Source organism: Galbitalea soli (assembly GCF_010686725.1).
In the GTDB taxonomy this organism is placed as follows: domain Bacteria; phylum Actinomycetota; class Actinomycetes; order Actinomycetales; family Microbacteriaceae; genus Galbitalea; species Galbitalea soli.
Map to the genome: position 1 here is coordinate 326,287 of NZ_JAAGWZ010000003.1, position 22,805 is coordinate 349,091.

18 protein-coding genes are annotated in these 22,805 nt (G+C 71.0%); 12 read left to right on the forward strand and 6 right to left on the reverse strand.

Translation table 11 applies throughout. The features are described 5' to 3' along the window. Positions 1-11 precede the first annotated feature (11 nt). Genes G3T37_RS11840 through G3T37_RS11850 form a run of 3 tightly spaced genes read right to left on the reverse strand, consistent with a single transcriptional unit; the run spans position 12 to position 3,341 of the window. A complete protein-coding gene (locus tag G3T37_RS11840; protein ID WP_163474097.1) occupies positions 12-1,499 on the reverse strand; it encodes an FGGY family carbohydrate kinase in 1,488 nt (495 codons plus the stop codon). Continuing rightward, entirely contained in the window at positions 1,492-2,460 is a 969-nt protein-coding gene (locus G3T37_RS11845) for a transketolase family protein (protein WP_163474098.1), read from the reverse strand. Before G3T37_RS11845 ends, G3T37_RS11840 begins: the two co-directional genes overlap by 8 nt. Further along, positions 2,457-3,341 carry a transketolase gene (locus G3T37_RS11850; RefSeq protein WP_163474099.1) on the reverse strand — a complete coding sequence of 295 codons (885 nt, stop codon included), beginning with the start codon at positions 3,339-3,341 and terminating at the stop codon, positions 2,457-2,459. The genes G3T37_RS11845 and G3T37_RS11850 overlap by 4 nt, the downstream gene beginning before the upstream one ends. A gap of 75 nt (positions 3,342-3,416) precedes the next feature. Between G3T37_RS11850 and G3T37_RS11855 the strand changes: the two genes are divergently transcribed. Continuing rightward, positions 3,417-4,361, forward strand: coding sequence for a nucleoside hydrolase (locus tag G3T37_RS11855; RefSeq protein ID WP_163474100.1), 945 nt, complete (start codon positions 3,417-3,419; stop codon positions 4,359-4,361). Here the strand turns inward: G3T37_RS11855 and G3T37_RS11860 are convergent. Then, the gene (locus G3T37_RS11860; RefSeq protein WP_163474101.1) at positions 4,339-4,965 is read right to left on the reverse strand and encodes a TetR/AcrR family transcriptional regulator; all 627 of its coding nucleotides are present in this window, start codon (positions 4,963-4,965) and stop codon (positions 4,339-4,341) included. The genes G3T37_RS11855 and G3T37_RS11860 overlap by 23 nt on opposite strands. Positions 4,966-5,088: 123 nt before the next feature. Here G3T37_RS11860 and G3T37_RS11865 point away from each other — a divergent pair, with 123 nt between their 5' ends. The 9 genes from G3T37_RS11865 to G3T37_RS11905 all read left to right on the forward strand — a co-directional run bounded on the left by G3T37_RS11865 (position 5,089) and on the right by G3T37_RS11905 (position 18,756). Beyond that, on the forward strand, positions 5,089-6,618 hold the full coding sequence (locus tag G3T37_RS11865) for an ABC transporter substrate-binding protein (protein WP_163474102.1): 1,530 nt from the start codon (positions 5,089-5,091) through the stop codon (positions 6,616-6,618). A 79-nt stretch (positions 6,619-6,697) separates the two neighbouring features. Continuing rightward, positions 6,698-7,639: an ABC transporter permease gene (locus G3T37_RS11870; RefSeq protein ID WP_163474103.1), complete on the forward strand. Its 942-nt coding sequence runs from the start codon at positions 6,698-6,700 to the stop codon at positions 7,637-7,639. Next, complete coding sequence (locus G3T37_RS11875; RefSeq protein ID WP_163474104.1) at positions 7,636-9,477, forward strand: dipeptide/oligopeptide/nickel ABC transporter permease/ATP-binding protein; 1,842 nt, start codon at positions 7,636-7,638, stop codon at positions 9,475-9,477. The genes G3T37_RS11870 and G3T37_RS11875 overlap by 4 nt, the downstream gene beginning before the upstream one ends. After that, positions 9,474-10,337, forward strand: coding sequence for an ATP-binding cassette domain-containing protein (locus G3T37_RS11880; RefSeq protein ID WP_163474105.1), 864 nt, complete (start codon positions 9,474-9,476; stop codon positions 10,335-10,337). Before G3T37_RS11875 ends, G3T37_RS11880 begins: the two co-directional genes overlap by 4 nt. Beyond that, positions 10,330-12,462 (forward strand): beta-galactosidase, encoded by a 2,133-nt coding sequence (locus G3T37_RS11885; protein WP_241732386.1) that lies wholly within the window; start codon positions 10,330-10,332, stop codon positions 12,460-12,462. The genes G3T37_RS11880 and G3T37_RS11885 overlap by 8 nt, the downstream gene beginning before the upstream one ends. After that, positions 12,459-14,993 (forward strand): beta-glucosidase family protein, encoded by a 2,535-nt coding sequence (locus G3T37_RS11890; protein WP_163474106.1) that lies wholly within the window; start codon positions 12,459-12,461, stop codon positions 14,991-14,993. The genes G3T37_RS11885 and G3T37_RS11890 overlap by 4 nt, the downstream gene beginning before the upstream one ends. Then, complete coding sequence (locus G3T37_RS11895; RefSeq protein WP_163474107.1) at positions 14,990-16,495, forward strand: glycoside hydrolase family 43 protein; 1,506 nt, start codon at positions 14,990-14,992, stop codon at positions 16,493-16,495. The genes G3T37_RS11890 and G3T37_RS11895 overlap by 4 nt, the downstream gene beginning before the upstream one ends. Positions 16,496-16,499: 4 nt before the next feature. Continuing rightward, positions 16,500-18,251: a DUF5605 domain-containing protein gene (locus G3T37_RS11900; RefSeq protein ID WP_163474108.1), complete on the forward strand. Its 1,752-nt coding sequence runs from the start codon at positions 16,500-16,502 to the stop codon at positions 18,249-18,251. 22 nt (positions 18,252-18,273) lie between these two features. Continuing rightward, on the forward strand, positions 18,274-18,756 hold the full coding sequence (locus G3T37_RS11905; RefSeq protein WP_338401249.1) for a GNAT family N-acetyltransferase: 483 nt from the start codon (positions 18,274-18,276) through the stop codon (positions 18,754-18,756). A 99-nt stretch (positions 18,757-18,855) separates the two neighbouring features. Here G3T37_RS11905 and G3T37_RS11910 read toward each other — a convergent pair whose 3' ends face one another. Both G3T37_RS11910 and G3T37_RS11915 read right to left on the reverse strand, forming a co-directional pair. Continuing rightward, positions 18,856-19,764, reverse strand: coding sequence for a 1,4-dihydroxy-2-naphthoyl-CoA synthase (locus G3T37_RS11910; protein WP_163474109.1), 909 nt, complete (start codon positions 19,762-19,764; stop codon positions 18,856-18,858). Positions 19,765-19,790: 26 nt separating this feature from the next. Next, complete coding sequence (locus G3T37_RS11915; RefSeq protein ID WP_163474110.1) at positions 19,791-20,735, reverse strand: cytochrome b/b6 domain-containing protein; 945 nt, start codon at positions 20,733-20,735, stop codon at positions 19,791-19,793. 241 nt (positions 20,736-20,976) lie between these two features. On the opposite strand from G3T37_RS11915, the gene G3T37_RS11920 reads away from it, so the two are divergent. Further along, positions 20,977-22,059: a LacI family DNA-binding transcriptional regulator gene (locus tag G3T37_RS11920; protein ID WP_163474111.1), complete on the forward strand. Its 1,083-nt coding sequence runs from the start codon at positions 20,977-20,979 to the stop codon at positions 22,057-22,059. Further along, positions 22,056-22,805, forward strand: coding sequence for a glutamine amidotransferase (locus tag G3T37_RS11925; RefSeq protein WP_163474112.1), 750 nt, complete (start codon positions 22,056-22,058; stop codon positions 22,803-22,805). Before G3T37_RS11920 ends, G3T37_RS11925 begins: the two co-directional genes overlap by 4 nt.

The window sequence follows — 22,805 nt, forward strand, 5'->3', positions numbered from 1 at the left end:
CTTCGATCGAATCAGGTGGTGGGTTCGGCGGCGCGACCTCGCGCCACCGCGACGGCACGGTGCCATCGGGTGAGTCGGGCGGCGACGACGTCGTCCGGCAGGCTGGGGGTGAACACGGTGCTGCGCCGGTCGAAGGCGAGCACGTCGTCGGGGGTCCACAGGCCGGCCGCGAGGCCCGCGAGGTGGGCGGCCCCGAGCGCCGAGAGGCCGGCGATGTCGGGACGCTCGACGCGGCGTCCGCTGAGGTCGGCGAGCAACTGGGCGAGGTGGTCGTTGGCCGCTGGTCCGCCGTCGATGAGGACGGACTCGATGCGGGGCCCCGCCGCCTCGGCCGCTCGGAGCACGTCTTCGATCTGCAGCACCACGGACTCGAGGGCCGCACGGGCGAGCGCGGAGCGGTCGGTGGCGAGGTCGAAGCCGATGAGCACGGCCTGGGCGCGGTCATCCCACCAGGGCGCACCCAGTCCGGCGAAGGCGGGCACAAGATCGACGCCGGTGTCGGGCTCGCCGGACGCCTCGCGCGCGAGGTCGGCGAGCTCATCCGGGGTGGTGCCGAGCAGACCGGCGAGCCACACGAGGGTCGAGCCGCTCGAGAGGATGTTGCCCTCGAAGGCGAGCGCGGGCTCCGGGGCCGCCCAGGCCAGCGTCGTGACGAGTCCCTCCGGTGCCGTGCGCCCGGCGGGCAGCAGGCCCATGATCGAAGAGCCGGTGCCGAGGGTCACCTTCACCGCGCCCGGCAGACGCACGCCGTGGCCGAACAGGGCGGCGTGCGAGTCGCCGAGGATGCCCGTGATGCGGGTGCCCTCGGGAAGACTCGCCAGCGCGACCGGGGCGGTCGGCTCGGTGGACGGCGCGATGCGGGGCAGCGCCGCCCGCGGGATGCGGTGCACAGCGAGCAGCTCCTCGCTCCAGTCGCCCGTCGCGAGGTCGAGGAGCGCGGTGCGGCTGGCGTTGCCGGCCTCGATGCGGTGCTCGCTGGTCAGGCGGAAGACGAGCCAGGAGTCGACGGTGCCGAGACAGAGCTCGCCGGCGGACGCCCGCACGCGGTCGGGGTCGACCCGGTCGAGCAGCCAGGCGAACTTGAGCGCGGAGAACATGGGGTCCACCGGGAGGCCGGTCAGCTGCAACTGGCGCTCGCCGTGGCCGGCCGCGGTGAAGGAGTCGGCGGCATCGGTGGTGCGGCGGTCCTGCCAGCCGAGCACCGGCCCGAGCGGCTCCCCGGTCGCGCGGTCCCAGAGCAGCGCCGACTCGCGCTGGGTGCTCAGGGCGAGCGCCGAGACGGTGCCGGCGAGACCGTCGACCGCCTGCGCGATGGCCGCCTCGACGCTCGCGGCGATCTCGCGGGCATCCTGCTCGACCCATCCGGGCGCGGGGTGCGTCTGGCCGATCGCGACCGAGCCCCAGCCCACGACGTTGCCGCGCGCGTCGACCGCGAGCGCCTTCGTCGAGCTGGTGCCCTGGTCGACCGCGACGACGACCGCCGAGCCGGAATCAGACATTCGCGAGGGCCTCCCGTGCCGCGACGACGAGGTGGGCGTCGGTGAGACCAAAGTAGTCGAGCAGGAAGTCGGTGCTGCCGGTCGGCGCGAATTCGTGCAGGCCCAGAATCCGCAGCGGCACCCGAGCGCCCGCCTCGAGCTGCCCCACGATCGACGCGACCGCTGCCCCGAGTCCGCCGGCGACGTTCGCCTCCTCGGCGGTGACGATCGCGCGGGTCTCGCGCGCGGCCGCGGAGATCGCCGCGACATCGAGCGGAGCGAGGTAGGCGGCGTTCAGCACGCGGGTCGAGACGCCCTGGCCCTCGAGGGTGGCCGCGGCATCCAGTGCGCGGGAGACGAGCGTGCCGGTCGCGATGATCGTGACGTCGCTGCCCGCGCGCACCTGCTGAATGCGGCCGCGCTCGAGCACGCTGTCGTCGGCGACGACGTCGGGCGTCTTGTGGCGACCGACCCGGATGAAGGTCGGCCGCGGGTGCGCGACGGCGTTGCGCACCGCCTGGCGGGTCTGCAGTCGGTCGACCGGCACGACGATGTCGAGTCCGGGCAGCGCGCGCAGCCAGCTGAGGTCTTCGACCGAGTGGTGGGTCGGGCCGAGCTCGCCGTAGGCCATGCCCGGGCTCATTCCGCACAGGATGACCGGGTGCTGGCTGTACGCCACGTCGGCCTTCACCTGCTCGAGCGAGCGCCCCGTGAGGAACGGCGCGGCCGCGCACACGAAGGGGATGAGCCCGGAGGAGGCGAGGCCCGCCCCCACGCCCACCATGTTCTGCTCGGCGATCCCCACGTTGATGAGCCGGTCGGGGAACTCGTCGCGGAACGCGGTGAGGTTGCTCGACCCGACGGAGTCGTTGCAGACGGCCACGATGCGGGAGTCCTCGCGGGCGAGCTGCACGAGCTCGTCGGCGAAGGCGGTGCGGTTGTCGTAGACGGCGCGGGGTGCGGCGTCGGCGGTCAGCGTCATGAGAGCTCCTGGAGTGCGAGGGCGACCTGCTCGGCGGACGGCACCTTGTGGTGCCACTCGACGCGGTCTTCGATGAAGGACACGCCCTTGCCCTTGGTGGTGTTTGCGATCACGGCGACCGGCTTGCCGGTGGTCGAGGGGCGGAAGGCGTGGATGAGCGAACCGAAGTCGTGCCCGTCGGCGATGCGCACCTCGCAGCCGAAGGAGGCGAGGCGGTCATCCAGCGGGTCGAGCGCGTTGGTGTCCTCGGTGCGCGCGCCCTGCTGCAGGCGGTTGCGGTCGACGATGGCGACGAGGTTGTCGAGGCCGAACTGCGAGGCGGCCATGAGGGCCTCCCAGTTGCTGCCCTCCTGCATCTCGCCGTCGCCCATGATGACGAACACGCGGGCTCCGGTGCCGGTGAGGCGCACCCCGACCGCCTGGCCGACCGCGACGGGTAGACCGTGGCCCAGCGGGCCGGTGTTGGTCTCCACTCCGGGCACCTTGTTGCGGTTGGGATGACCGTTCAGCGCCGAGAGCGGATCCATGAAGGTGCCCAGCTCGGCCTCGTCGAAGTAGCCGGCGTGGGCGAGCGTCGCATAGAGGGCGCCCGCGCTGTGCCCCTTGCTCAGGATGAGCCGGTCGCGGTCGCGGCGGGTGGGGTCGGCCGGATCGATCGTCATGACCGCGCCCACGAGCGTCGTGAGAATGTCGGTGACCGAGAAGTCGCCGCCGATGTGGCCCTGACCGGCGTGGGAGATCATCCCGATCACCGCCCGGCGGGTGAGGCGGGCCTTCTCGGCGAGCAGGGCGTCCCGCTCGGCGGGGCTCGCGGCGGCGATTCGTGCGCGTTCGGTGCGCCATTCGGCGACCCGCGCGGTGTCCGTTTCCAGCAATTGCATACCTATTCACTAATGATGCGACTTGCATGCAGCATGACATGGGAGGGAGGATGCTGTCAACGAGAGGATTGACCCATGACCGAAATCGCCCCGCGCCTCCGCGTGATCATCGACAACGACTTCTCCGGCGACCCGGACGGCCTGGCCCAGCTCGTGCACCACTTGCTGTCGCCCTCCGTCGAGATTGTCGGCATCATCGGCTCCCACCTGCGCCCGGGCGACCCCTTCGACCCGAGCGAGGAGACCGCCGACAACGCCTGCCGCCGGATCGAGGATGTCCTGGCCGCCCTCGGGCGCAGCGGGCAGTACCGCGTGCTCGCCGGCTCCAACACGGGCATGGTCGACGAGCGAACCCCGGTCGACTCCGAGGCGTCGCGCGCGATCGTCGCCGAGGCCCTGCGAAACGACACCGAGTTGCCGCTCGTCATCGCCTGCGGCGCCGGACTCACCGAGGTCGCGAGCGCGTGGCTGCTCGACCCGCGCATCGCCGAGCGGCTCACCGTGGTCTGGATCGGCGGCGCGGAAGACCCGACCATCGCGCCGATGCCGCCCGGCGCACCCGCGGTCGAGTACAACCTCGCGATTGACGTCGTCGCCGCGCGCGTCGTGTTCAACGACTCGGCACTGCCGCTGTGGCAGGTGCCGCGAGCGACCTACCGGCAGACGCTGCTCTCGCAGGCCGAGGCCGAGGAGCACATCCGGCCGCACGGCGAGGTCGGACGGCTCGTCTACGAGGCGATCGACCAGGTCGCGGTCATGGCGGGACGACACGGCTACCCGCTGGGGGAGACCTACATCTACGGGGACAGCCCCCTCGTGCTGCTCACCGCGCTGCGGTCATCCTTCGAGTCCGACCCCTCGTCGAGCGAGTGGGTCGCTCGGCCGGCGCCGGTGATCCGGGAGGACGGTACGCCGGTCTTCGAGACCGACGGCCGCACGATCCGGGTCTACACGCGCCTGGATGTGCGGCTGATGTTCGAGGACTTCTTCGCGAAGCTCAGGCGAGCCGCTCGTCGCTGACGCCCTCGGCGAGGATCGCGCGGATGAACCGCTTGGTCTCGTCCGCCATGTCGACCGACTCCCGGTCGAGCAGCCACTGCACCTGCAGCCCGTCCATGAGGGCGACGAGTGCCCGGGCGGCACTGCCCGCGTCGACGTCGGGGCGGAGCTGCCCGAGCTCGGCCATCCGGGTCATGGCCCGCTCGGTCGAGCCGACCACGTAGCGGTAGCGGTCGATGAAGTACTGGTGGGCCGGATGATCGGCCGCCGTCGCCTCGGCCGACAGCACGCAGTGCAGCTCCACGAGCCCCGGCACCGTCTGGTTGTACTCGGCCACCTGCACGAGGCCGATCAGGAACTCGAATCCCTCGGTCGCCTCACCGGTGGGCATCAACTCGAGGGAGTGCTCGTCGCGAAGCGTGAGGACGGCCGAGAGGAGCTCGGCCTTGTTGGAGAAGTGGTGCAGCAGGCCCGCCTGGCTCATGCCGACGCGCTCGGCGATCTCGCGGATCGAACCGCTGCGAAACCCGGAGTTCGAGAACACATCGATGCCGGCGCGGATGATCTCGAGGCGTCGCTCGGCCGTCTTGGCATAGCTGCCTCGGGTGCGCCCGGCTTCGCTCATGCCGGGAAGACTACCAGCGATTCTGAGAAGAGAAAATGAAAACCTAGTAGTCATTCGGTTTTTGTGTTACCGTCCTCAACCAGAGTCAGTCCGACGAGGGACCGACCAGATGGAAGGACAACGATGTTCCGATGGAAGAGGCTGGCCGCGGCCGCCGTCGTGGTGGCCCTCGGCCTCACCGGCTGCTCGGCTAACACCGGCACCTCAGGCACCAGCAGCACTGGCGCGACGCTCAACCTGGGCGTCCTGGTTCCCGCAACGAGCTTCGCCGCAGCAGGCATGAGCTGGGCGAACGAAGCGCCCTACGGCCAGGCCGTCTACGACGGACTGGTCCGCGCCAACCCGGACGGCACGATCGTGCCGTGGCTCGCCACCTCGTGGAGCTACAACGCCGACAAGACCGTGCTCACGATGAAGCTCCGCACCGACGTGAAGTTCACCGACGGCACCGCCTTCGACGCGAGCGTCGCGGCCCAGAACCTCCTCCGCTTCCGCGACGGCACCGCCGCGAACAAGTCGTTCCTCGTGAACGTCGCCGACGCGAAGGCGTCCGACGCCTCCACGCTCGTCATCACGCTCAAGGCGCCCGACCCCTCGATGCTCACCTACCTGAGCCAGGCCCCCGGCCTCGAGGAGAGCCCGAAGGCCTTCGGCAGCGCGACCGAGAAGACGGTCCCCGTCGGCTCCGGCCCGTACATCCTCGACCAGGCCCACACGGTCGTCGGCTCCACCTACACCTTCACCAAGAACCCCAAGTACTGGGCTCCGAAGGACCAGCACTACGCGAAGCTCGTCTACAAGGTCTTCGGCTCCTCGACGGCGCTGCTCAACGCGCTGAAGGGCGGCCAGCTCAACGCGGCCAACACCTACGACAACTCGACGCTCACCCAGATCAAGGCCGCCGGCTACACCGTTCTGCCGCTTGAGCTCAACTGGACCGGCTTCCTGCTGCTCGACCGCGACGGCACCGTCGCGAAGGCGCTGTCCGATGTCCGGGTGCGCCAGGCCATCAACTACGCCTTCGACACCAAGGCGCTGCTGAAGACCATCGGCCAGGGCTACGGCACCCCGACGACCCAGATCTTCCCGGTCAACTCTCCCGGGTACGACAAGTCGCTCGACTCCTACTACAGCTACGACCCCGCCAAGGCGAAGCAGCTCATGTCGGACGCCGGGTACGCGAACGGCTTCACGCTCAGCACCCCGATCGCTCCCGCCTTCTTCGGCACCGCGGTCTACACGCTGATCAAGCAGGAGCTCGGCGCCATCGGCATCACCGTCAAGGAGACCGACCCGGGCAACAACTTCATCGCCGACCTTCTGGCGCCGAAGTACCCCGCCGCGCTCATGGTGCTGCAGGAGGACCCGACCGCCTGGCAGCTGGCGAACTTCGCCCTCACCGACGCGGCCACCTTCAACCCGTACCACGTGAAGGACGCCACGGTGGCGGCCCTCGTCGCCAAGATCCAGACCGGGTCGCAGGCGGATGCCGACCAGGCGACGAAGGACCTCAACACGTACATCGTGAAGCAGGCCTGGTTCGCCCCGTGGTACCGCCAGCAGTCCAGCTTCGTCGTCGACAAGAACACCACGACCACGGTCCAGCAGGGCAACGCGTTCCCCTACCTGTGGAACTTCCAGCCCAAGGGCTGACACAGGACCACCGCCGGCCGCCCCTCGTCCATGGGGGCGGCCGGCACCACCCCCACTCCCCGGCTCCAAGGGAACACTGATGTTCACGTTCATCCTCCGACGCATCGTCTCCGGCGCGGTCCTGCTCTTCGTGATCTCGACCGTCGCGTACTTCCTTCTCTACCTGGGCGGCGGTGACATCGCCCGCCGAATCCTGGGCCAGTCGGCGACTGCCGCGACCGTCGCGCAGAAGTCGCACGAGCTCGGCCTCGACCGGCCGCTGCCGCTGCAGTACCTCAGCTGGCTCGGCGGCGCCGTCCACGGCGACTTCGGCTCCTCCTGGTTCACCGGCGAACCGGTCGCGACCGCCATCACCTCCCGTCTCGCCGTCACTCTGTCGCTCGTCATCGGCGCCACCGTCGTGAGCGCGATCATCGCGGTCGTGCTCGGTGTCTGGGCCGCCACGAAGCGCGGCTGGATCGACCGGGTGGTGCAGGTCGTCTCCATCCTGGGCTTCGCCATTCCCGGCTTCCTCATCGCGCTCGCGCTCGTGCTCTACTTCGCCATCGCACTGAAGCTCTTCCAGCCCACCGGCTACATCGACCTCGGCACCTCGATCACCGGCTGGCTCTCGACGGTGACGCTGCCGATCGCGGCGCTGTCGATCGGCAGCATCGCGGGCATCACCGCCCAGGTGCGCGGCTCGGTCATCGACGCGCTCCGCCAGGACTACGTGCGCACGCTCCGCAGCCGCGGGCTGTCGTCGCGTCGCATCGTGTTCAAGCACGTCCTCCGCAACGCGGGCGGTCCGGCGCTCGCCGTGCTCGCCGTGCAGTTCATCGGCCTCCTCGGCGGCGCCGTCATCGTCGAGCAGATCTTCGCGATCCCCGGCATCGGCAACGTCTCGGTCACCGCGACCTCGCAGGGCGATATCCCGCTCGTGATGGGTCTCGTCATCGCGACCGCCGCCCTCGTCGTCATTGTCAACCTCCTCATCGACCTGCTCCAGGGCTGGCTCAACCCCAAGGTGCGTCTCTCATGATCGATCCGAACCCCGCCCCGACGACCGCGGCCCAGGTGGTGCGCGTCTCGCTGTTCCGCCGCCTCCTGAAGCACCCCACCGGCCTCACCGCGATGATCTTCCTGATCGTCATCGTGCTCAGCGCGGTCCTCGCCTCCGTGCTCGCCCCGCGCAACCCCGACCTCGCCGACATCAACGCGGTGCTCGCCAACCCCTCGCTCGCCCACCTCATGGGCACCGACAGCGCGGGCCGCGACGTGTTCTCCCGGCTGCTCTTCGCGGGTCGCTTCAGCCTCGCGGGCGCCCTGCTCGCCCTCGTCGTCGCGGCCGTCATCGGCGTCACGGGCGGTCTGCTCGCCGGCTACTACGGCAAGTGGTTCGACGCCGTCTCCTCCTGGCTGACCGGCCTCCTCATGGCCCTCCCCGGCATCGTCGTGCTTCTCGCGGCACGGGCCGTCCTCGGCCCCTCGATGTGGCTGTCCATGGGCATCTTCGGTGTGCTCATGTCGCCGGCGTTCTTCCGCCTCGTCTACGCCTCCGTCACCGCGGTGCGGAACGAGCTGTACGTCGACGCGGCCCGTGTCTCGGGCCTGAGCGACGCGCGGATCATCGGGCGCCACATCCTGACGGTCGTGCGGGCTCCCGCGATCATCCAGGCGGCGACCATCGGCGGAATCGCGATCGCGATCCAGGCCGGACTCGAGTTCCTCGGCCTCGGCGACACGTCGATCCCCACCTGGGGAAGCATGCTCAACGACGGCTTCACCAACATCTACACCAACCCGCTGCTCATCCTCTGGCCGAGCCTCGCGATCGGCCTCACCTGCATCGCGCTGACCCTCCTCGCCAACGCGATGCGCGACGAGCTCGAGCGCTCCTCCTCGAAGCCGAAGCGGCGCCGCGGTGCTGCGCGGGCGATGGTGAGCATCGAGAAGGAGCCGGTGCTCGTGCATCCCGAGGTCGTCACCGAGCGCGAGTTCGGCGAGGAGCTGCTCAAGGTCTCCGACCTCGCCGTCGGCTACGACCAGCCCGATGGCTCGATCAAGACCGTCGTCCAGGACGTCTCGCTCGTCGTGCGGCGCGGAGAGGTGCACGGGCTCATCGGCGAGTCGGGCTCCGGCAAGACGCAGACCGCGTGGTCGATCCTGCGGCTCCTCCCCGAGGGCGGCCGGGTCGTCGGCGGATCGATCTTCTTCGAGGGCACGGACCTCGCCCACGCCTCCGAGCGCGAGATGACGCGCATCCGCGGTAAGAAGATCGCGTACATCCCGCAGGAGCCCATGTCGAACCTCGACGCCTCCTTCACGATCGGCAGCCAGCTGGTCGAGCCGATGCGGGTGAGCCTCGGCATCTCCAAGGCCGAGGCGAAGAAGCGCGCTCTCGCGCTGCTCGCCAAGGTGGGCATCCCGAACCCGGAGCGCACCTTCGCCGCCTACCCGCACGAGGTCTCCGGCGGCATGGCGCAGCGCGTGCTCATCGCGGGTGCGGTCAGCTGCACCCCCGACCTCCTCATCGCCGACGAGCCCACCACCGCGCTCGACGTCACCGTGCAGGCCGAGGTGCTCGACCTGCTCCGCGAGCTGCAGGCCGAGTTCCGCATGGGAGTCGTGCTCGTCACGCACAACTTCGGGGTCGTCGCCGACCTGTGCGATCAGGTCTCCGTGATGCGCGACGGGCGGATCGTCGAGACGGGCCCGGTGAAGTCGATCTTCGCCGACCCGCAGCACCCCTACACCCGGTCGCTGTTCGCGGCGATCCTCGAGGACGGCGAGGCCCGCGGCCCGCTCGTCGAGCACGCCGTCGGCTCCGCCACCTCCGTCACCCCCACCGCCGCGCCTCGCGAAGGAGCCTCGTCATGAGCGAATCACTGCTCGTCGTCGACGATGTCGTCGTCGAATACCCCATCAAGGGCTTCCGCACGCCGCCGTTCCGGGCGCTCAAGGGCGTCTCGCTCGATATCCGAGCCGGCGAGACCGTCGGCCTCGTCGGCGAATCGGGGTCGGGCAAGACCACCCTCGGTCGCGCGGTGCTGGGGCTCGCGCCCGTCACCGGCGGCGCCATCCGCTACCGGGGCAGCGACATCAGCCACCTCGGACGCGCCGGGCGTCGGGCGCTGTCGAGCGAGATCCAGGTCGTGTTCCAGGATCCGTACACCTCGCTCAACCCGTCCATGACGATCGGCCAGATCCTCTCCGAGCCGCTCACGGTGCGCAAGGTCAGTCAGCGCGACGCCTCCGCCCGCGTGGTGCAGCTGCTCGACCAGGTCGGTCTGCCCAAGGGCGCAGAGGATCGGCTCCCGCGCGAGTTCAGTGGAGGACAGCGGCAGCGCATCGCCATCGCCCGCGCGCTCGCGCTCGAGCCCCGCCTGATCGTCTGCGACGAGCCGGTCTCCGCCCTCGACCTGTCGACGCAGGCGCGCGTGCTCGACCTGTTCCGCGACATCCAGGAGGAGACCGGCGTCGCGTACCTCTTCGTCTCGCACGACCTCGCCGTCGTGCGCCACCTCAGCCACCGGGTCGCCGTCATGTACCACGGCGAGATCGTGGAGTGGGGCGACGCCGACCAGGTGACCGCCCGTCCCGAGCACCCCTACACGCAGCGGCTCTTCCTCGCCGCGCCCGTGCCCGACCCGGTGCGCCAGGAGCAGCGCCGCGCCGACCGCCTGCGCCTCGCGGAGCAGCAGCGCGAACTGGCCGTGCAGGGTGGCGCCGTTGTCTGAGCGGCAGCACGACGGCATCCTCTTCGGTGCCGCGTACTACCACGAGTACGCGCCGACGCCGCGGCTCGAGACCGATCTCGACCTCATGGCCGAGGCGGGGTTCACGGTCATCCGCGTCGGTGAATCGGTCTGGTCGACCTGGGAGCCGCGCGAGGGGGAGTTCGACCTCGACTGGCTCCAGCCGGTGCTGGACGGCGCGCACGCGCGGGGCATCCGGGTGATCCTCGGAACGCCGACCTATGCGATCCCGATGTGGATGAAACGCCTGCACCCCGAGGTCGCCGCCGACACCGCGAGCGGGGTCCCCATGCCGTGGGGGGCGCGCCAGGAGATGGACTTCACCAACCCCGACTACCGCCGCTACGCGGAACGGATCATCCGCGCCGTCATCGGCCGGTACGCCGATCACCCCGCGGTCGCGGGGTACCAGGTCGACAATGAGCCGGGCATCCGTCTGCTCTACAACCGCGGTGTCTTCGAGCGCTTCGTCGACCACCTGCGCGAGCTCTACGGCGACGTCGAGACGCTCAATCGCGAGTGGGGACTCGTCTACTGGTCGCACCGGCTCAGCGAGTGGGACGAGCTCTGGCTGCCGGACGGCAACTGGCAGGGTCAGTACGACCTGGCCTGGCGCCGGTTCCAGGCCGCGCTCGTCACCGAGTTCATCGGCTGGCAGGCCGACATCGTGCGCGAGTACGCGCGGCCCGGCCAGTTCGTCACGACCTGCATCTCGTACGACCAGCTCGGGGTGGAGGACGTCGACCTCTCGGCCACGCTCGACATCGCCTCGGGCAACGCCTACTACGAGATGGAGGACGCGCTCGCCCACCCGAGCAGCGAGCCGCGCTCCACGGGCTGGATCGTGAAGGGCACGTGGGCGGTCTACCAGCTCGCCGACCTCATGTACTCCTCGCGGCAGGCGCCGTTCCTCGTCACCGAGACCAACGCGGCCTCTATCGGGCACTCCTCGCTCAACTTCTCGCCCTACGACGGTCAGTGGCGGCAGGCGGCCTGGGCGCTCGTCGCCCGCGGCGCACGGATGATCGAATACTGGCACTGGGCCACCCTCCACTTCGGTACCGAGACCTACTGGGGCGGTGTGCTTCCGCACAGCCAGCAGCCCGGCCGCGCGTACCGCGAGCTGCAGCGGATCGGAGCGGACTTCGCGCGCGCGGGTGCCGCTGTCGCCGACACCCTTCCCGAGCACGACCTCGCCCTCCTCTACGACTCCGACTCCAAGTTCGCGCTCGGCATGCAGGCGCCGTTCGGTGCACCGGGCCAGTACCTCGACCCGGACGCCTACCGCCGGATCCTCGCCCCCTTCTACCGCGGCGCCTTCGACGCGGGACTCCAGGTCTCGCTCGTGCGGCCGCAGCAGCTGTTCCCGAGTCGCGGAGGCACCACCACGGCCGCCGAGTTCGCGGCGAGCAGCCCGGTGTTCGTCGTGCCGGCCTTCTTCACGGCCGCCGACGACGACCTCGACTGGCTCGCCGACTACGCCCGCGCGGGCGGGCACCTCGTGCTCGGCCCGCGCTCCGCCGCCGCCGACCGCGAGGCGCGGGCCCGGCTCGACCTCAAGCCGGCCCGGCTCACCGGGGTGGCCGGCGCCTGGTACGAGGAGTTCGCGAACCTCACCGCCGAGCTGCCCGTCGCCGCGACGGCCGAGTCCGCCGGCGCGGGATTCGTGCTCGCGGAGGGCTCGGGGGCGACCGATTGGGTCGACGGTCTCGAGCTCGACGGCGCTCAGAGCCTCGTCGACTACGTGCACCCGCATTTCGGCCGCTGGTCGGCCATCTCCACGCACGCGGTCGGTGCCGGACGCGTGACGATGGTCGGAACCCTGCCCAACCAGCCGCTCGCCCGCTCGCTTGCCAGCTGGCTCGTTCCGCGGCCGACCGCGGGGTGGCGGGGGCTGCCGGAAACGGTCACCGTCTCCACCTCCGTCGCGGCCGACGGCAGCCGCATCCACTACCTGCACAACTGGTCCTGGGAGCCGGCGGTCGTCACCGCGCCCGTCGCTCTCACCGATCTCCTCGACGGATCCGCACACTCCGCGGATGACCACCTCCCGCTCGGCGCATGGGATGTCCGCGTCTTCACCACACGAGAGAGATCAGACTCATGACCGATCAGACCACCGTCAGCCCAGCCCCCGCCGACGTCGCGCTCGCCGATCCGCGGGTGGTCCCCTTGCTGGCTCAGCTGAGTCTGGAGGAGAAGGTCCTGCTCCTGACCGGACGGGACTTCTGGAACACCTGGCCGATCGAGAAGATCGGGCTGCGGCGCATCCTCGTCTCGGACGGCCCCTCGGGCGTGCGCGGCGAGGTCTGGGACGAGCGGAGCCCCTCGCTCAACCTGCCGTCGAGCACCGCGCTCGCGGCGGCGTGGGACCCGTCGATCGCCCGCCGCTACGGCAACGTGGCCGCCGTCGAGGCGCGTCGCAAAGAGGTGGATGTCGTGCTCGGGCCGACCATCAACCTCCACCGTTCGCCGCTCGGCGGCCGCCACTTCGAGTGCCTCAGCGAGGACCCCCTGCTGACCGCACGGCTCGCCTCCGCCTATGTGACCGGAGTGCAGGAGAACGGCGTCGGCGCCACCCCCAAGCACTACATCGCGAACGACTTCGAGACCGACCGCTTCACCGCCGACGTGCGGGTCTCGGACCGCGCGCTGCGCGAGCTCTACCTACGCGCCTTCGAGGACGCGATCACCGAGGCGCACGCCTGGCTCGTCATGAGCTCGTACAACTCGATCAACGGGGCCACCGCGACCGAGAACGAGCTCCTCGAGACCCCGCTCAACTCGGAGTGGGGATTCGACGGCGTCGTGATCAGCGACTGGACCGCCGTGCGCACCCTGAACAGCGCGCGCTTCTCGCAAGACCTGGTCATGCCCGGCCCGGCCGGACCCTGGGGCGACGCCCTCGTGGCCGCCGTGCGCGCGGGCGAGGTGGAGGAGTCGGCCGTGGACCGCAAGGTGCTGCGGATCCTCACGCTCGCCGCGCGCGTCGGCGCGCTGGAGGGCATCGACGCCGCGGTGCCGAGCCCGGTGCGGGTCGAGGACGGTCTCGCCTTCGCCCGCGAGGCGGAGGTCGCGGGCACGGTCCTCGTGCGCAACGAGTCGGAGCTGCCGTGGACGGCGGCCGCGCTTTCCAGCGTCGCGGTCATCGGCCACAACGCGAAGTTCGCCCGCACGCAGGGCGGCGGCAGCGCGACCGTGCTCCCCGAGCACGTCGTCTCGCCGCTCGAGGGCATCACCGCGGCCCTCCCCGGTGCTGCGATCAGCTACTCCGTCGGGGCGGTCGTGCAGGAGGGCATCTCCGAGTTCCCGCTCTCCTCGATCACCAACCCGGTGACGGGCGAGCCGGGCGCGCGCGTGCGCTTCCTGGGCGCCGCGGGCGAGGAGCTCTTCGTGGAAGACCGGCGCGCGACCGCGCTCGTCTGGTTCGGCGGCGACGCCCCGATCGCCGACTCGTCGACCGTGCAGGTGTCGCTGCAGTACACCGCCGAGGCCGACGGCGAGGTCCTTCTCGGCTTCGCGGCGGTCGGCAACGGCCGCATCTACCTCGACGGCGAACTGCGCCGCGAAGAGAACGTGGTGCCCGAAGGCACCGACCTCGGCGCCGCGTTCCTCTCGCCGCCCTCCTGCTCGGTTCCGGTCGCGCTCGCGCGCGGCCAGGTCGTCGAGCTCACGGTCGAGCTCGACCTGGGCGGCATCGAGGGCGCGCTCGCCGGCGCGCTGAGCATCGCCGTCGGCATCGAGGCCGACCAGAGCGACCCCGAGGCGCTCATCGCCGACGCGGTCGCCGCGGCGGCCGCCGCCGACGTCGCCCTCGTCGTCGTCGGCACCAACTCGCGGGTCGAGTCCGAGGGCTTCGACCGCGACTCCCTGGCCCTCCCGGGCCGACAGGATGACCTGGTCCGCGCCGTCGTCGCCGCCAACCCGCGCACCGTCGTCGTCGTCAACTCCGGGTCGCCGGTGCTGCTGCCCTGGCGCGACGAGGTGCGTGCGGTGCTGCTCACCTGGTTCGGCGGACAGGCCTACGGTGACGCCCTCGCCGACGTGCTGCTCGGTCTCGCTGAGCCGGGCGGCCGGCTCCCCACCACCTGGCCGGCCGAGCAGTCCGAGGTGCCGGTCATCGACGTGACGCCGGTCGACGGCGTCGTCCGCTACGAGGAGGGCATCCACATCGGGTACCGCGCGTGGCTCCGGGCGGGAGCGGTGCCGGCCTACGAGTTCGGCTTCGGCCTCGGCTACACGAGCTTCCGCTTCGACTCGCTCGACGCCCCCGCCGCGATCGACGCGCCGACGCTGCTCGGCGCCGACGCCCCGGCGGGTCCCGCGGGCTCGGTCGAGGTGGCGGTCGTCGTCACCAACACCGGGGAGCGGGCCGGTAAGGCGGTCGTTCAGCTCTACGCCTCGCGCACCGACACGGCGATCGAGCGTCCCGTGCGCTGGCTGGTCGGCTTCGCGGCGGTGACGGCGGAACCGGGCGAGAGCGTGCGCGCGGTCATCCGTCTCTCGGTGCGCGACCTCGCCAACTGGAACGACGGCTGGGAGTACGAGCCGGGTGCCTTCACGCTGCACGCGGGACCCTCGGTCGGCACGCTGCCGCTCGAGGCCGGCATCGAGCTGCGGGCGGGGGCGGCGTCATGACCGACTACCCGAACCCGCTCATCCCCGGATTCAACCCCGACCCCAGCGTCGTGCGCGTCGACGGCGTCTACTACCTCGCGACCTCGACCTTCGAGTACGTGCCCGGGATTCCGATCTACCGCAGCACCGACTTCGCGAACTGGGAGCACGTGGCCAATGTGGCGACCGACATCTCGCAGATCGGCGTGGAGGAGGTGATCACGGGCGGCGGAGTGTGGGCGCCCACGATCCGCAACCACGATGGCCTGTTCCACCTCATCGTCACCATCGCGATGGGGCGCGGCTGCGTCGTCTACACGGCCACCGACCCCGCCGGCGAGTGGAGCCAGGGCACCCTCATCGAGGGGATCGAGGGCATCGATCCCGACCTCGCCTGGGACGAGGACGGCACGGCGATCGTCACCTACTCCGGGCTCGTGACCGTGGGGCCGGACGCCGGTCTGCACACCGGGATCCGCCAGTCCCGGGTCGACCTCGTGGCGGGCCGCACCCTCGAGGCGCCGCGCTCGCTCTGGGCGGGATCGGGATTCAAGTTCCCCGAGGCGCCCCACCTGTACCGGCGGAGCGACTGGTGGTACCTCATGATCGCCGAGGGCGGCACCGAGCGCGGGCATGGCGTGAGCATCGCCCGCAGCGCCTCGCCGTACGGGCCCTTCGACCCGAACCCGGCCAACCCGTTCCTCAGCGCGCGCAGCACCAACCGTCCGATCCAGAACACCGGTCACGGCGACCTCGTCGAGGCGCCCGACGGCTCGACCGCGATCGTGCTGCTGGGGGTGCGCCCGCGCGGCGCGACGCAGGCGTTCTCGGCGCTCGGCCGCGAGACGTTCGTCTCGAGCATCGAGTGGGTCGACGGGTGGCCGGTCGCGGAGCCGGTCATCCTGCGCCCCCGCGAGGAGTCGCTCGACTACCGCATCGACTTCGCCGAGGCGGCCGAGCTCGACCTCGGCTGGATGGCGGTGCGACGCAACCCGGCCACGGTCGCGACGATCACGGACGGCGCCCTCGCGGTCGTCGCCGACGGCACGACCATGGATGACCACCGCCCCGCCTTCCTCGGCCGCCGCCAGCTCACCCAGACGGCCGCCTTCTCCACCGAGATCGACACCGCGTCCGGCTCTGGGGGACTCACGGTGCGCTACGACGAGCTCACGCACTACGACCTCGAGGCGCGCGCCACGGCCGAGGGCGTGGTCGTGACGGCCCGCGCCGCGGTGCCCGGGATCCGTCAGGAGTGGTCGGCCGTGCTGCCCGCCGGTGCGGTCACGCTGCACCTCGACTCGGAGCCGACGCCGATATCGTTCAGCGCCGAGGCGATGACGAGCGACTTCGTGGTGTTCCGCGCCCGCTCGGGCGACACGGAGGTCACCCTCGCGCGCGTCGACGGGCGGTACCTCTCGGCCGAGACCGCCGCCTCCTTCACTGGGCGGGTCGCGGGCGTCTACGCGGTGGCGGGAACCCCGCGCTTCGGGTGGTTCGCGTTCGCCGGATCGAACGACTGAACGCATGATCCTCACCGCCGACTCGCTGCTGCGCACCGCCCTCGATGACGATCGGACGCGGGCGATCATCGTTCGACACCTGCCGGGCGTGATCAACTCGCCCCTCGCGCTCCAGCTGAAGTCGCTCCCGCTCGGCCAGGTCGTGCTGTTCGCGAGCCCCCGGCTCGGCGCGGAGGCGGAGGCCGCCTTCTGGCGCGAACTCGAGACGGTGGAGGTGAATGACACGGCTCCGCCGGCCGCGGCTCCCCGGATCGAGCCGGATCCCTCCTACGAGGACGAGAGCGTGCCGCTCTCCTCCGCAGTGGTCGCCCTTCCCGCGACCGCGCGCGTGCACGAGGCGATCGAACTCGTCTTCTCCGGTCCCGCGCACGGCAATCCCTTCGTCGACGTCGAGTTCGGGGTCACGTTCCGACGGGCGGGCTCCACCCGCCGCATCGGCGGCTTCTACGACGGCGACGGGCGATGGATCGCACGCATCCTGCTCGAGACGCCGGGCGATTGGGAGTTCGAGACGGACTCGACCGCGCGCTCGCTGCGGGGGATCACCGGCACCCTCCTCGTGGAGGACGCCGCGCCCGATGCGCACGGTGTGGTTCGTGTCGCCGATACCTTCCACTTCGCGCACGCGGACGGCACCCGGCATCTTCCCCTCGGTACGACCGCCTACGCCTGGACGAGTCAGACCGCCGAGCTGGAGGAGCGGACCCTCGCGACCCTCGCGACCGCGCCCTTCACCAAGATCCGCATGGGGGTCTTCCCCAAGTCGTACCTGTTCAACGCGAACGAGCCGCCGTCGTATCCCTTCGCGGGTTCGCCGGGCGCGGGATGGGACTTCACCCGGTTCGAGCCGGCGTACTTCCGGCACCTGGAGGGGCGGATCCGGGAGTTGGATGCGCTGGGCATCCAGTGCGACCTCATCCTCTTTCACCCCTACGACCGCTGGGGCTTCTCCGACATGGGCGCGGCGGCCGACGACCGCTACCTGCAGTACGTGGTGCGGCGGCTCGCGGCCTTCCCGAACGTGTGGTGGTCACTCGCCAACGAGTACGACCTGTTCTGGGCCAAGTCGGTGGAGGACTGGGAGCGGCTGGCGGGCGTCGTGGTGGCGAACGATCCGGTCGGGCATCCGCTCTCGATCCACAACTGCTTCGGGTTCTACGACTACAGCCGGCCGTGGATCACTCACTGCAGCGTGCAGCGCATCGACGTGTACCGCACGGCCGAGAACACGGATGAGTGGCGCACGCGATGGGGGAAGCCGATCGTCATCGACGAGTGCGCCTACGAGGGCGACATCGACCAGGGCTGGGGCAACATCACGGGCGAGGAGATGGTGCGCCGCTTCTGGGAGGGCGCCGTCCGCGGCGGTTACGTGGGCCACGGCGAGACCTATCTCAACGATCGGGAGGAGCTCTGGTGGTCGAAGGGCGGCGAACTGGTCGGCCAGTCGCCCGAGCGCATCGGCTTCCTCGCCGGAATCATCGCCGACGCACCCGGCGGAGCGATCGACCCGCTTCCCGGCGACTGGGATGTGGCCTGGGGCGGTGTCGGTGACGAGTACCGCATCGCCTATCTCGGCTTCGGCCAGCCGCGGTACCGCCAGGTGGCCGCCGCGCTGGGGCGGCGCTACACGGTCGACGTGATCGACACCTGGAACATGACCATCGATCGCCTGCCGGGGGAGTTCGAGGGGTCGTTCCGGGTGGAGCTGCCGGGGCGCCAGTTCATGGCGATCCGTCTGATCGCCGTCGAGTAGCGTCGCCGCGCTACGGTGAAGCGTGCCCTCCTCCGACTTCACCATCGCGCTCGACGACCCCTCGCGCGGCGATGTCGCGGCGCTCCTCGACGAGCACCTGGCCGACATGTACGCCACCTCCCCGCCGGAGAGCGTTCACGCGCTCGATCACGGTGCTCTCGCGCATCCCGACATCAGCTTCTTCACGGCCCGTGCGGCCGGGCCCGAGGCGACGCTGCTGGGCTGCGGTGCGCTCAAGCAGCTCTCGCCGCGGCACGGGGAGCTCAAGTCGATGCGCACGAGCGCGTCGGCGCGCGGCCAGGGGGTCGCCTCCGCGATACTGACGCGGATCCTCGAGGTGGCGCGCGAGCGCGGCTACGAGCGGGTCAGCCTCGAGACGGGCGCGGAGGACTACTTCGAGACGGCCCGGCGCCTCTACCGCCGCTTCGGCTTCGCGCCCTGCCCGCCGTTCGCCGACTACACGGATGACCCCAACAGCGTCTATCTGAGCCTTGCCCTGCCCTGACCGGCGCCTCCCGCATGGCGCGGCGCCGAAGCGCCTAGCGCCGCCGGGAGCCAGCGCCTCCCGTACCAGCGTCGCGCGCGCGGTCCGCCGGAGCAGCCCCTAGTACTGCCAGGGGAAGGGCGCCCAGTCGGGTGCCCGCTTCTCGAGGAACGCGTCCCGGCCCTCGACCGCCTCGTCGGTGCCGTAGGCGAGACGCGTCGCCTCGCCCGCGAGCACCTGCTGCCCCATGAGCCCGTCGTCGACGGCGTTGAGCGAGAACTTGAGCATGCGGATCGCGGTGGGCGACTTTCCCAGGATCGTCTCGGCCCACGCGATCGCGGTCGACTCCAGCTCGGCGTGCGGCACGACCGCGTTGATCGCACCCATCTCGTAGGCCCGCTGCGCGGAGTACTCCTGCGCGAGGAAGAAGATCTCGCGGGCCACCTTCTGGCCCACCTGGCGGGCGAGGTAGGCGCTGCCGTAGCCGCCGTCGAAGGAGCCGACATCGGCGTCGGTCTGCTTGAACCGCCCGTGCTCGGCGCTCGCGATCGTGAGGTCGCACACCACGTGCAGGGAATGGCCACCGCCGGCCGCCCAGCCGGGCACGACCGCGATGATGACCTTGGGACTCGTGCGGATCAGCCGCTGCACCTCGAGGATGTGCAGCCGTCCCGTGCCCCGACGCGCCGACCCCGCCGCGTCCTCCGTGTCGTGGTACTCGTAGCCGTCGCGACCCCGGATCCGCTGGTCACCCCCCGAGCAGAACGCCCAGCCGCCATCCTTCGGGCTCGGCCCGTTGCCGGTGAGCAGCACGACGCCGATGCGCGGATTGGTGCGGGCGTCGTCGAGCGCACGGTACAGCTCATCGACGGTGTGCGGGCGGAAGGCGTTGCGCACCTCGGGCCGGTTGAACGCGATGCGCGCGATCCGCCCGCTCGTGTCGTGGTGGTAGCTGATGTCGGTGAGGGCGTCGAAGCCGGTCACGCCCGTCCAGCGGCTGGCGTCGAACAGCTCGGAAACTGTGGTCATGCTGCCAGCCTAACGAGGGCGGATGCTCAGCCTCTGGGCATCGTGCGCACGCTGCCGGTGCGCCCCGCGATCGCCGTCACGACGGCCGGCCGCAGCGCGAACCAGGCGACGACCATCACCACGACGGAGGCCGCGAAGATCGCGAATCCGAGCAGGCTGCCGTCGTCGCGTCCCGCGTACATGTGGTTGAGGTTGTGCACCGCGCCCGTGGCGAGCACGAGGGTGACGTGCACGACGATGAACCCCGCGAACCAGATCATGACGGGGTAGTGGATGGCCCGCGCCACCCGCGCGGAGAACACCGGGTCGAGCGGCGCGAAGCGCAGGGCCAGCCCCGGGATCAGCCGGATGCCCGTGATCACGGCGAGCGGAGCCGCGACGAAGACGGTGATGAAGTAGGTGATCACCTGCAGCGCGTTGTAGTTGGTCCAGCCGGAGGCCGTCGGCCAGTCGAGCGAGGCGTACTGCAGGCCGGCCGAGATGGCGTTGGGGATCACGTCCCACCGGGTCGGGACGATCCGCACCCACTGCCCGGTGGCGAACAGCAGCACATAGAAGGCGATGCCGTTGAGCACCCACAGCGCGTCGGTCGCGAGGTGCAGCCACACCTGGATTCCGATCCGCACGGGGGGCGTGCGGGTGACGAAGCGCCCCTCGTTGCGACGGACCCAGAACGCGGTCGGCCGCTTCTTGCCGCGGATGATCCACCCGCTGCGCAGGATGAACAGCAGGAAGAACCCGTTGAAGAAGTGCTGCCACTCGAGCCAGGCGGGGAAGCCGACCGGGGCGCCGGCGGGAAGGGCGGACTGACCGGGGTAGTCGGCGAGGAAGGACCGCAGGGCGGGAGTGGCGACGAGTGCCCGCGCGGCGAGCACGATCACGACCAGCAGCACGAGCACCGAGGGGATGACCCACACGAGGGGAAACCAACGACTGCGCCGCGACCGCGCCCCGCGGGTGGGTTCCTGCATGTCAGCCGTGCCTCTCGATGTCTCCCGACAGATTATCGGGGAGACCCCGCCCGCCCGCCGAATCGCAGTGACCCTTCGCGTCACGCTGCGTCACTTGACCGGATGACCGCGCCGTGGCAGGCTAGGCAAAACCTTTTGCGCAAAAGGTTTTGTGCACGCTCGGGCCCGCGCCGCGAGCGACTCGCCCCGCAGCGCCCCCACCCGCCCACACCGCCCGCACTCCGCCCCCGAAGGACCCCCGATGCCCGTCTCGATCAGCGACGTCGCCCGGCGCGCCGAGGTGAGCATCACGACGGTCTCGCACGCGCTCTCCGGCAAGCGTCCCGTGAGCGACGATGCGAAGCAGCGCATCACCCGCGCGATCGCCGAGCTCGACTACGTGCCCGGCGCCTCGGCCCGCAACCTGCGCGAAGGGCGCACCCGCATGATCGCCCTGATCGTGCCCGAGATCGGCAACCACTTCTTCGGTCAGCTCGCCCGCGGGGCGGAGGACGCGGCCAACGCCCGCGACCACGGTCTCGTGCTGTGCAACTCGGGCGGCAGCCCGCAGCGCGAGCGCCGCTATCTCGAGCTGCTCCGCGGTCGCACCGTCGACGGGGTCGTCTATGTCGCCGGCTCCTACGCGCCCCCGGGCGGCCAGCTCCAGGCGGCGGCCGGGCGGCACGAGGTCGTGCTCGCCGACGAGTTCACCCCGGGCCTCGACGGAATTCCGCTCGTCACCGCCGACAATCTCTCGGGCGGCCGGATGATCGGCGAACTGTTCCGCGAACTCGGCCACGAGCACGCCCTCGTGATCACCGGCCCGCGCGGCCTGCGCTCGGTCGAGGACCGGCTGCGGGGGTTCGCCGCGGTCTACCCGCAGGCGGTCGTTCGGGAGGGCGACTTCACGGAGGCGGCGGGGGAGCGGCTGGTGATCGAGGCGCTCGAGTCGGGCATCCCGTTCACGGCGGTGTTCGCGCTCAACGACCTCATGGCGATCGGTGTGCTCAACGCGCTGGCCGGTCGGGGTGTCGCCGTGCCCGACGAGCTCTCGGTGGCGGGCTTCGACGACATCGGCTCCGCCGCCCTCGTGCGTCCCACCCTCACGACGGTGCGCCAGCCCGCGGAGGAGATCGGTCGCGAGGCCATCGCCCTGCTCATCGACCGGCTGCACGGCGAGCGACTCGACGCCCCCGACGCCGAGGTGCTGCCCGTGCGCCTCATGCGCCGCGGCAGCACGGGCCCGGCACCCGCCCGCGCCGCCGCCCCTCCCGCCGCCGCCAGCCCGGTCACTCCCGCCGCCCCCAGCGCCGCCCCACCCCCGACGAGAGGACCCCGCGCATGAGCCGCGTGCTGCTCGTGGGCGAATCCTGGTTCGTCCACTCCATCCACCAGAAGGGCTTCGACTCCTTCACCACCTCGGAGTTCACGCTCGGCGGCGGCGAGTTCCGCGCGGCGCTGGAGGCCGCGGGCCACTCGGTCGAGCACCTGCCCGCCCACGAGATCGCGACCGGCTTCCCCGCCACGGCCGCGGCTCTCCGCGAGCGGGCCGACGTGGTCGTGGTCTCCGATGTGGGCGCGAACAGCTTCCAGCTTCTGCCCGCGACCTTCACCCACTCGCAGCTCGAGGTGGATCGCACCGAGGTGCTCCGCGACTTCGTGCTCGCGGGCGGGGGGCTCGCGATGATCGGCGGCTTCATGACCTTCTCCGGCATCGACGCCAAGGCGCGCTGGGGCCGCACCGTGGTCGCCGAGGTGCTGCCGGTGAGCATCCTCGACCGGGATGACCGCGTCGAGCTCCCCGGGGGCGCCGCCCCTCAGCGGCTCGCCGAGCACCCGATCGTCGCGGGTCTCGACGCGGTCTGGCCGCCCCTGCTCGGGCTGAACGAGGTGCGGCTGCGCGACGGCGCCTCGCTGCTCGCGGCCTGCGCCGGGCATCCCCTGCTCGCCGTGGGTGACTACGGAGCCGGACGCAGTGCCGCGTTCACCAGCGACCTCGCACCGCACTGGGCGCCGCCCGGGTTCCTGCGGTGGGCCGGCTACGGTCCGCTGTTCGATCGACTGGTGCGCTGGCTGAACCGGGAGATCTGA

Coding starts and splice junctions, on each gene's coding strand:
- G3T37_RS11840 (WP_163474097.1), bottom strand. CDS start 1,499: ATGTCTGATTCCGGCTCGGCGGTCGTCGTCGCGGTCGACCAGGGCACC.
- G3T37_RS11845 (WP_163474098.1), bottom strand. CDS start 2,460: ATGACGCTGACCGCCGACGCCGCACCCCGCGCCGTCTACGACAACCGC.
- G3T37_RS11850 (WP_163474099.1), bottom strand. CDS start 3,341: ATGCAATTGCTGGAAACGGACACCGCGCGGGTCGCCGAATGGCGCACC.
- G3T37_RS11855 (WP_163474100.1), top strand. CDS start 3,417: ATGACCGAAATCGCCCCGCGCCTCCGCGTGATCATCGACAACGACTTC.
- G3T37_RS11860 (WP_163474101.1), bottom strand. CDS start 4,965: ATGAGCGAAGCCGGGCGCACCCGAGGCAGCTATGCCAAGACGGCCGAG.
- G3T37_RS11865 (WP_163474102.1), top strand. CDS start 5,089: ATGTTCCGATGGAAGAGGCTGGCCGCGGCCGCCGTCGTGGTGGCCCTC.
- G3T37_RS11870 (WP_163474103.1), top strand. CDS start 6,698: ATGTTCACGTTCATCCTCCGACGCATCGTCTCCGGCGCGGTCCTGCTC.
- G3T37_RS11875 (WP_163474104.1), top strand. CDS start 7,636: ATGATCGATCCGAACCCCGCCCCGACGACCGCGGCCCAGGTGGTGCGC.
- G3T37_RS11880 (WP_163474105.1), top strand. CDS start 9,474: ATGAGCGAATCACTGCTCGTCGTCGACGATGTCGTCGTCGAATACCCC.
- G3T37_RS11890 (WP_163474106.1), top strand. CDS start 12,459: ATGACCGATCAGACCACCGTCAGCCCAGCCCCCGCCGACGTCGCGCTC.
- G3T37_RS11895 (WP_163474107.1), top strand. CDS start 14,990: ATGACCGACTACCCGAACCCGCTCATCCCCGGATTCAACCCCGACCCC.
- G3T37_RS11900 (WP_163474108.1), top strand. CDS start 16,500: ATGATCCTCACCGCCGACTCGCTGCTGCGCACCGCCCTCGATGACGAT.
- G3T37_RS11910 (WP_163474109.1), bottom strand. CDS start 19,764: ATGACCACAGTTTCCGAGCTGTTCGACGCCAGCCGCTGGACGGGCGTG.
- G3T37_RS11915 (WP_163474110.1), bottom strand. CDS start 20,735: ATGCAGGAACCCACCCGCGGGGCGCGGTCGCGGCGCAGTCGTTGGTTT.
- G3T37_RS11920 (WP_163474111.1), top strand. CDS start 20,977: ATGCCCGTCTCGATCAGCGACGTCGCCCGGCGCGCCGAGGTGAGCATC.
- G3T37_RS11925 (WP_163474112.1), top strand. CDS start 22,056: ATGAGCCGCGTGCTGCTCGTGGGCGAATCCTGGTTCGTCCACTCCATC.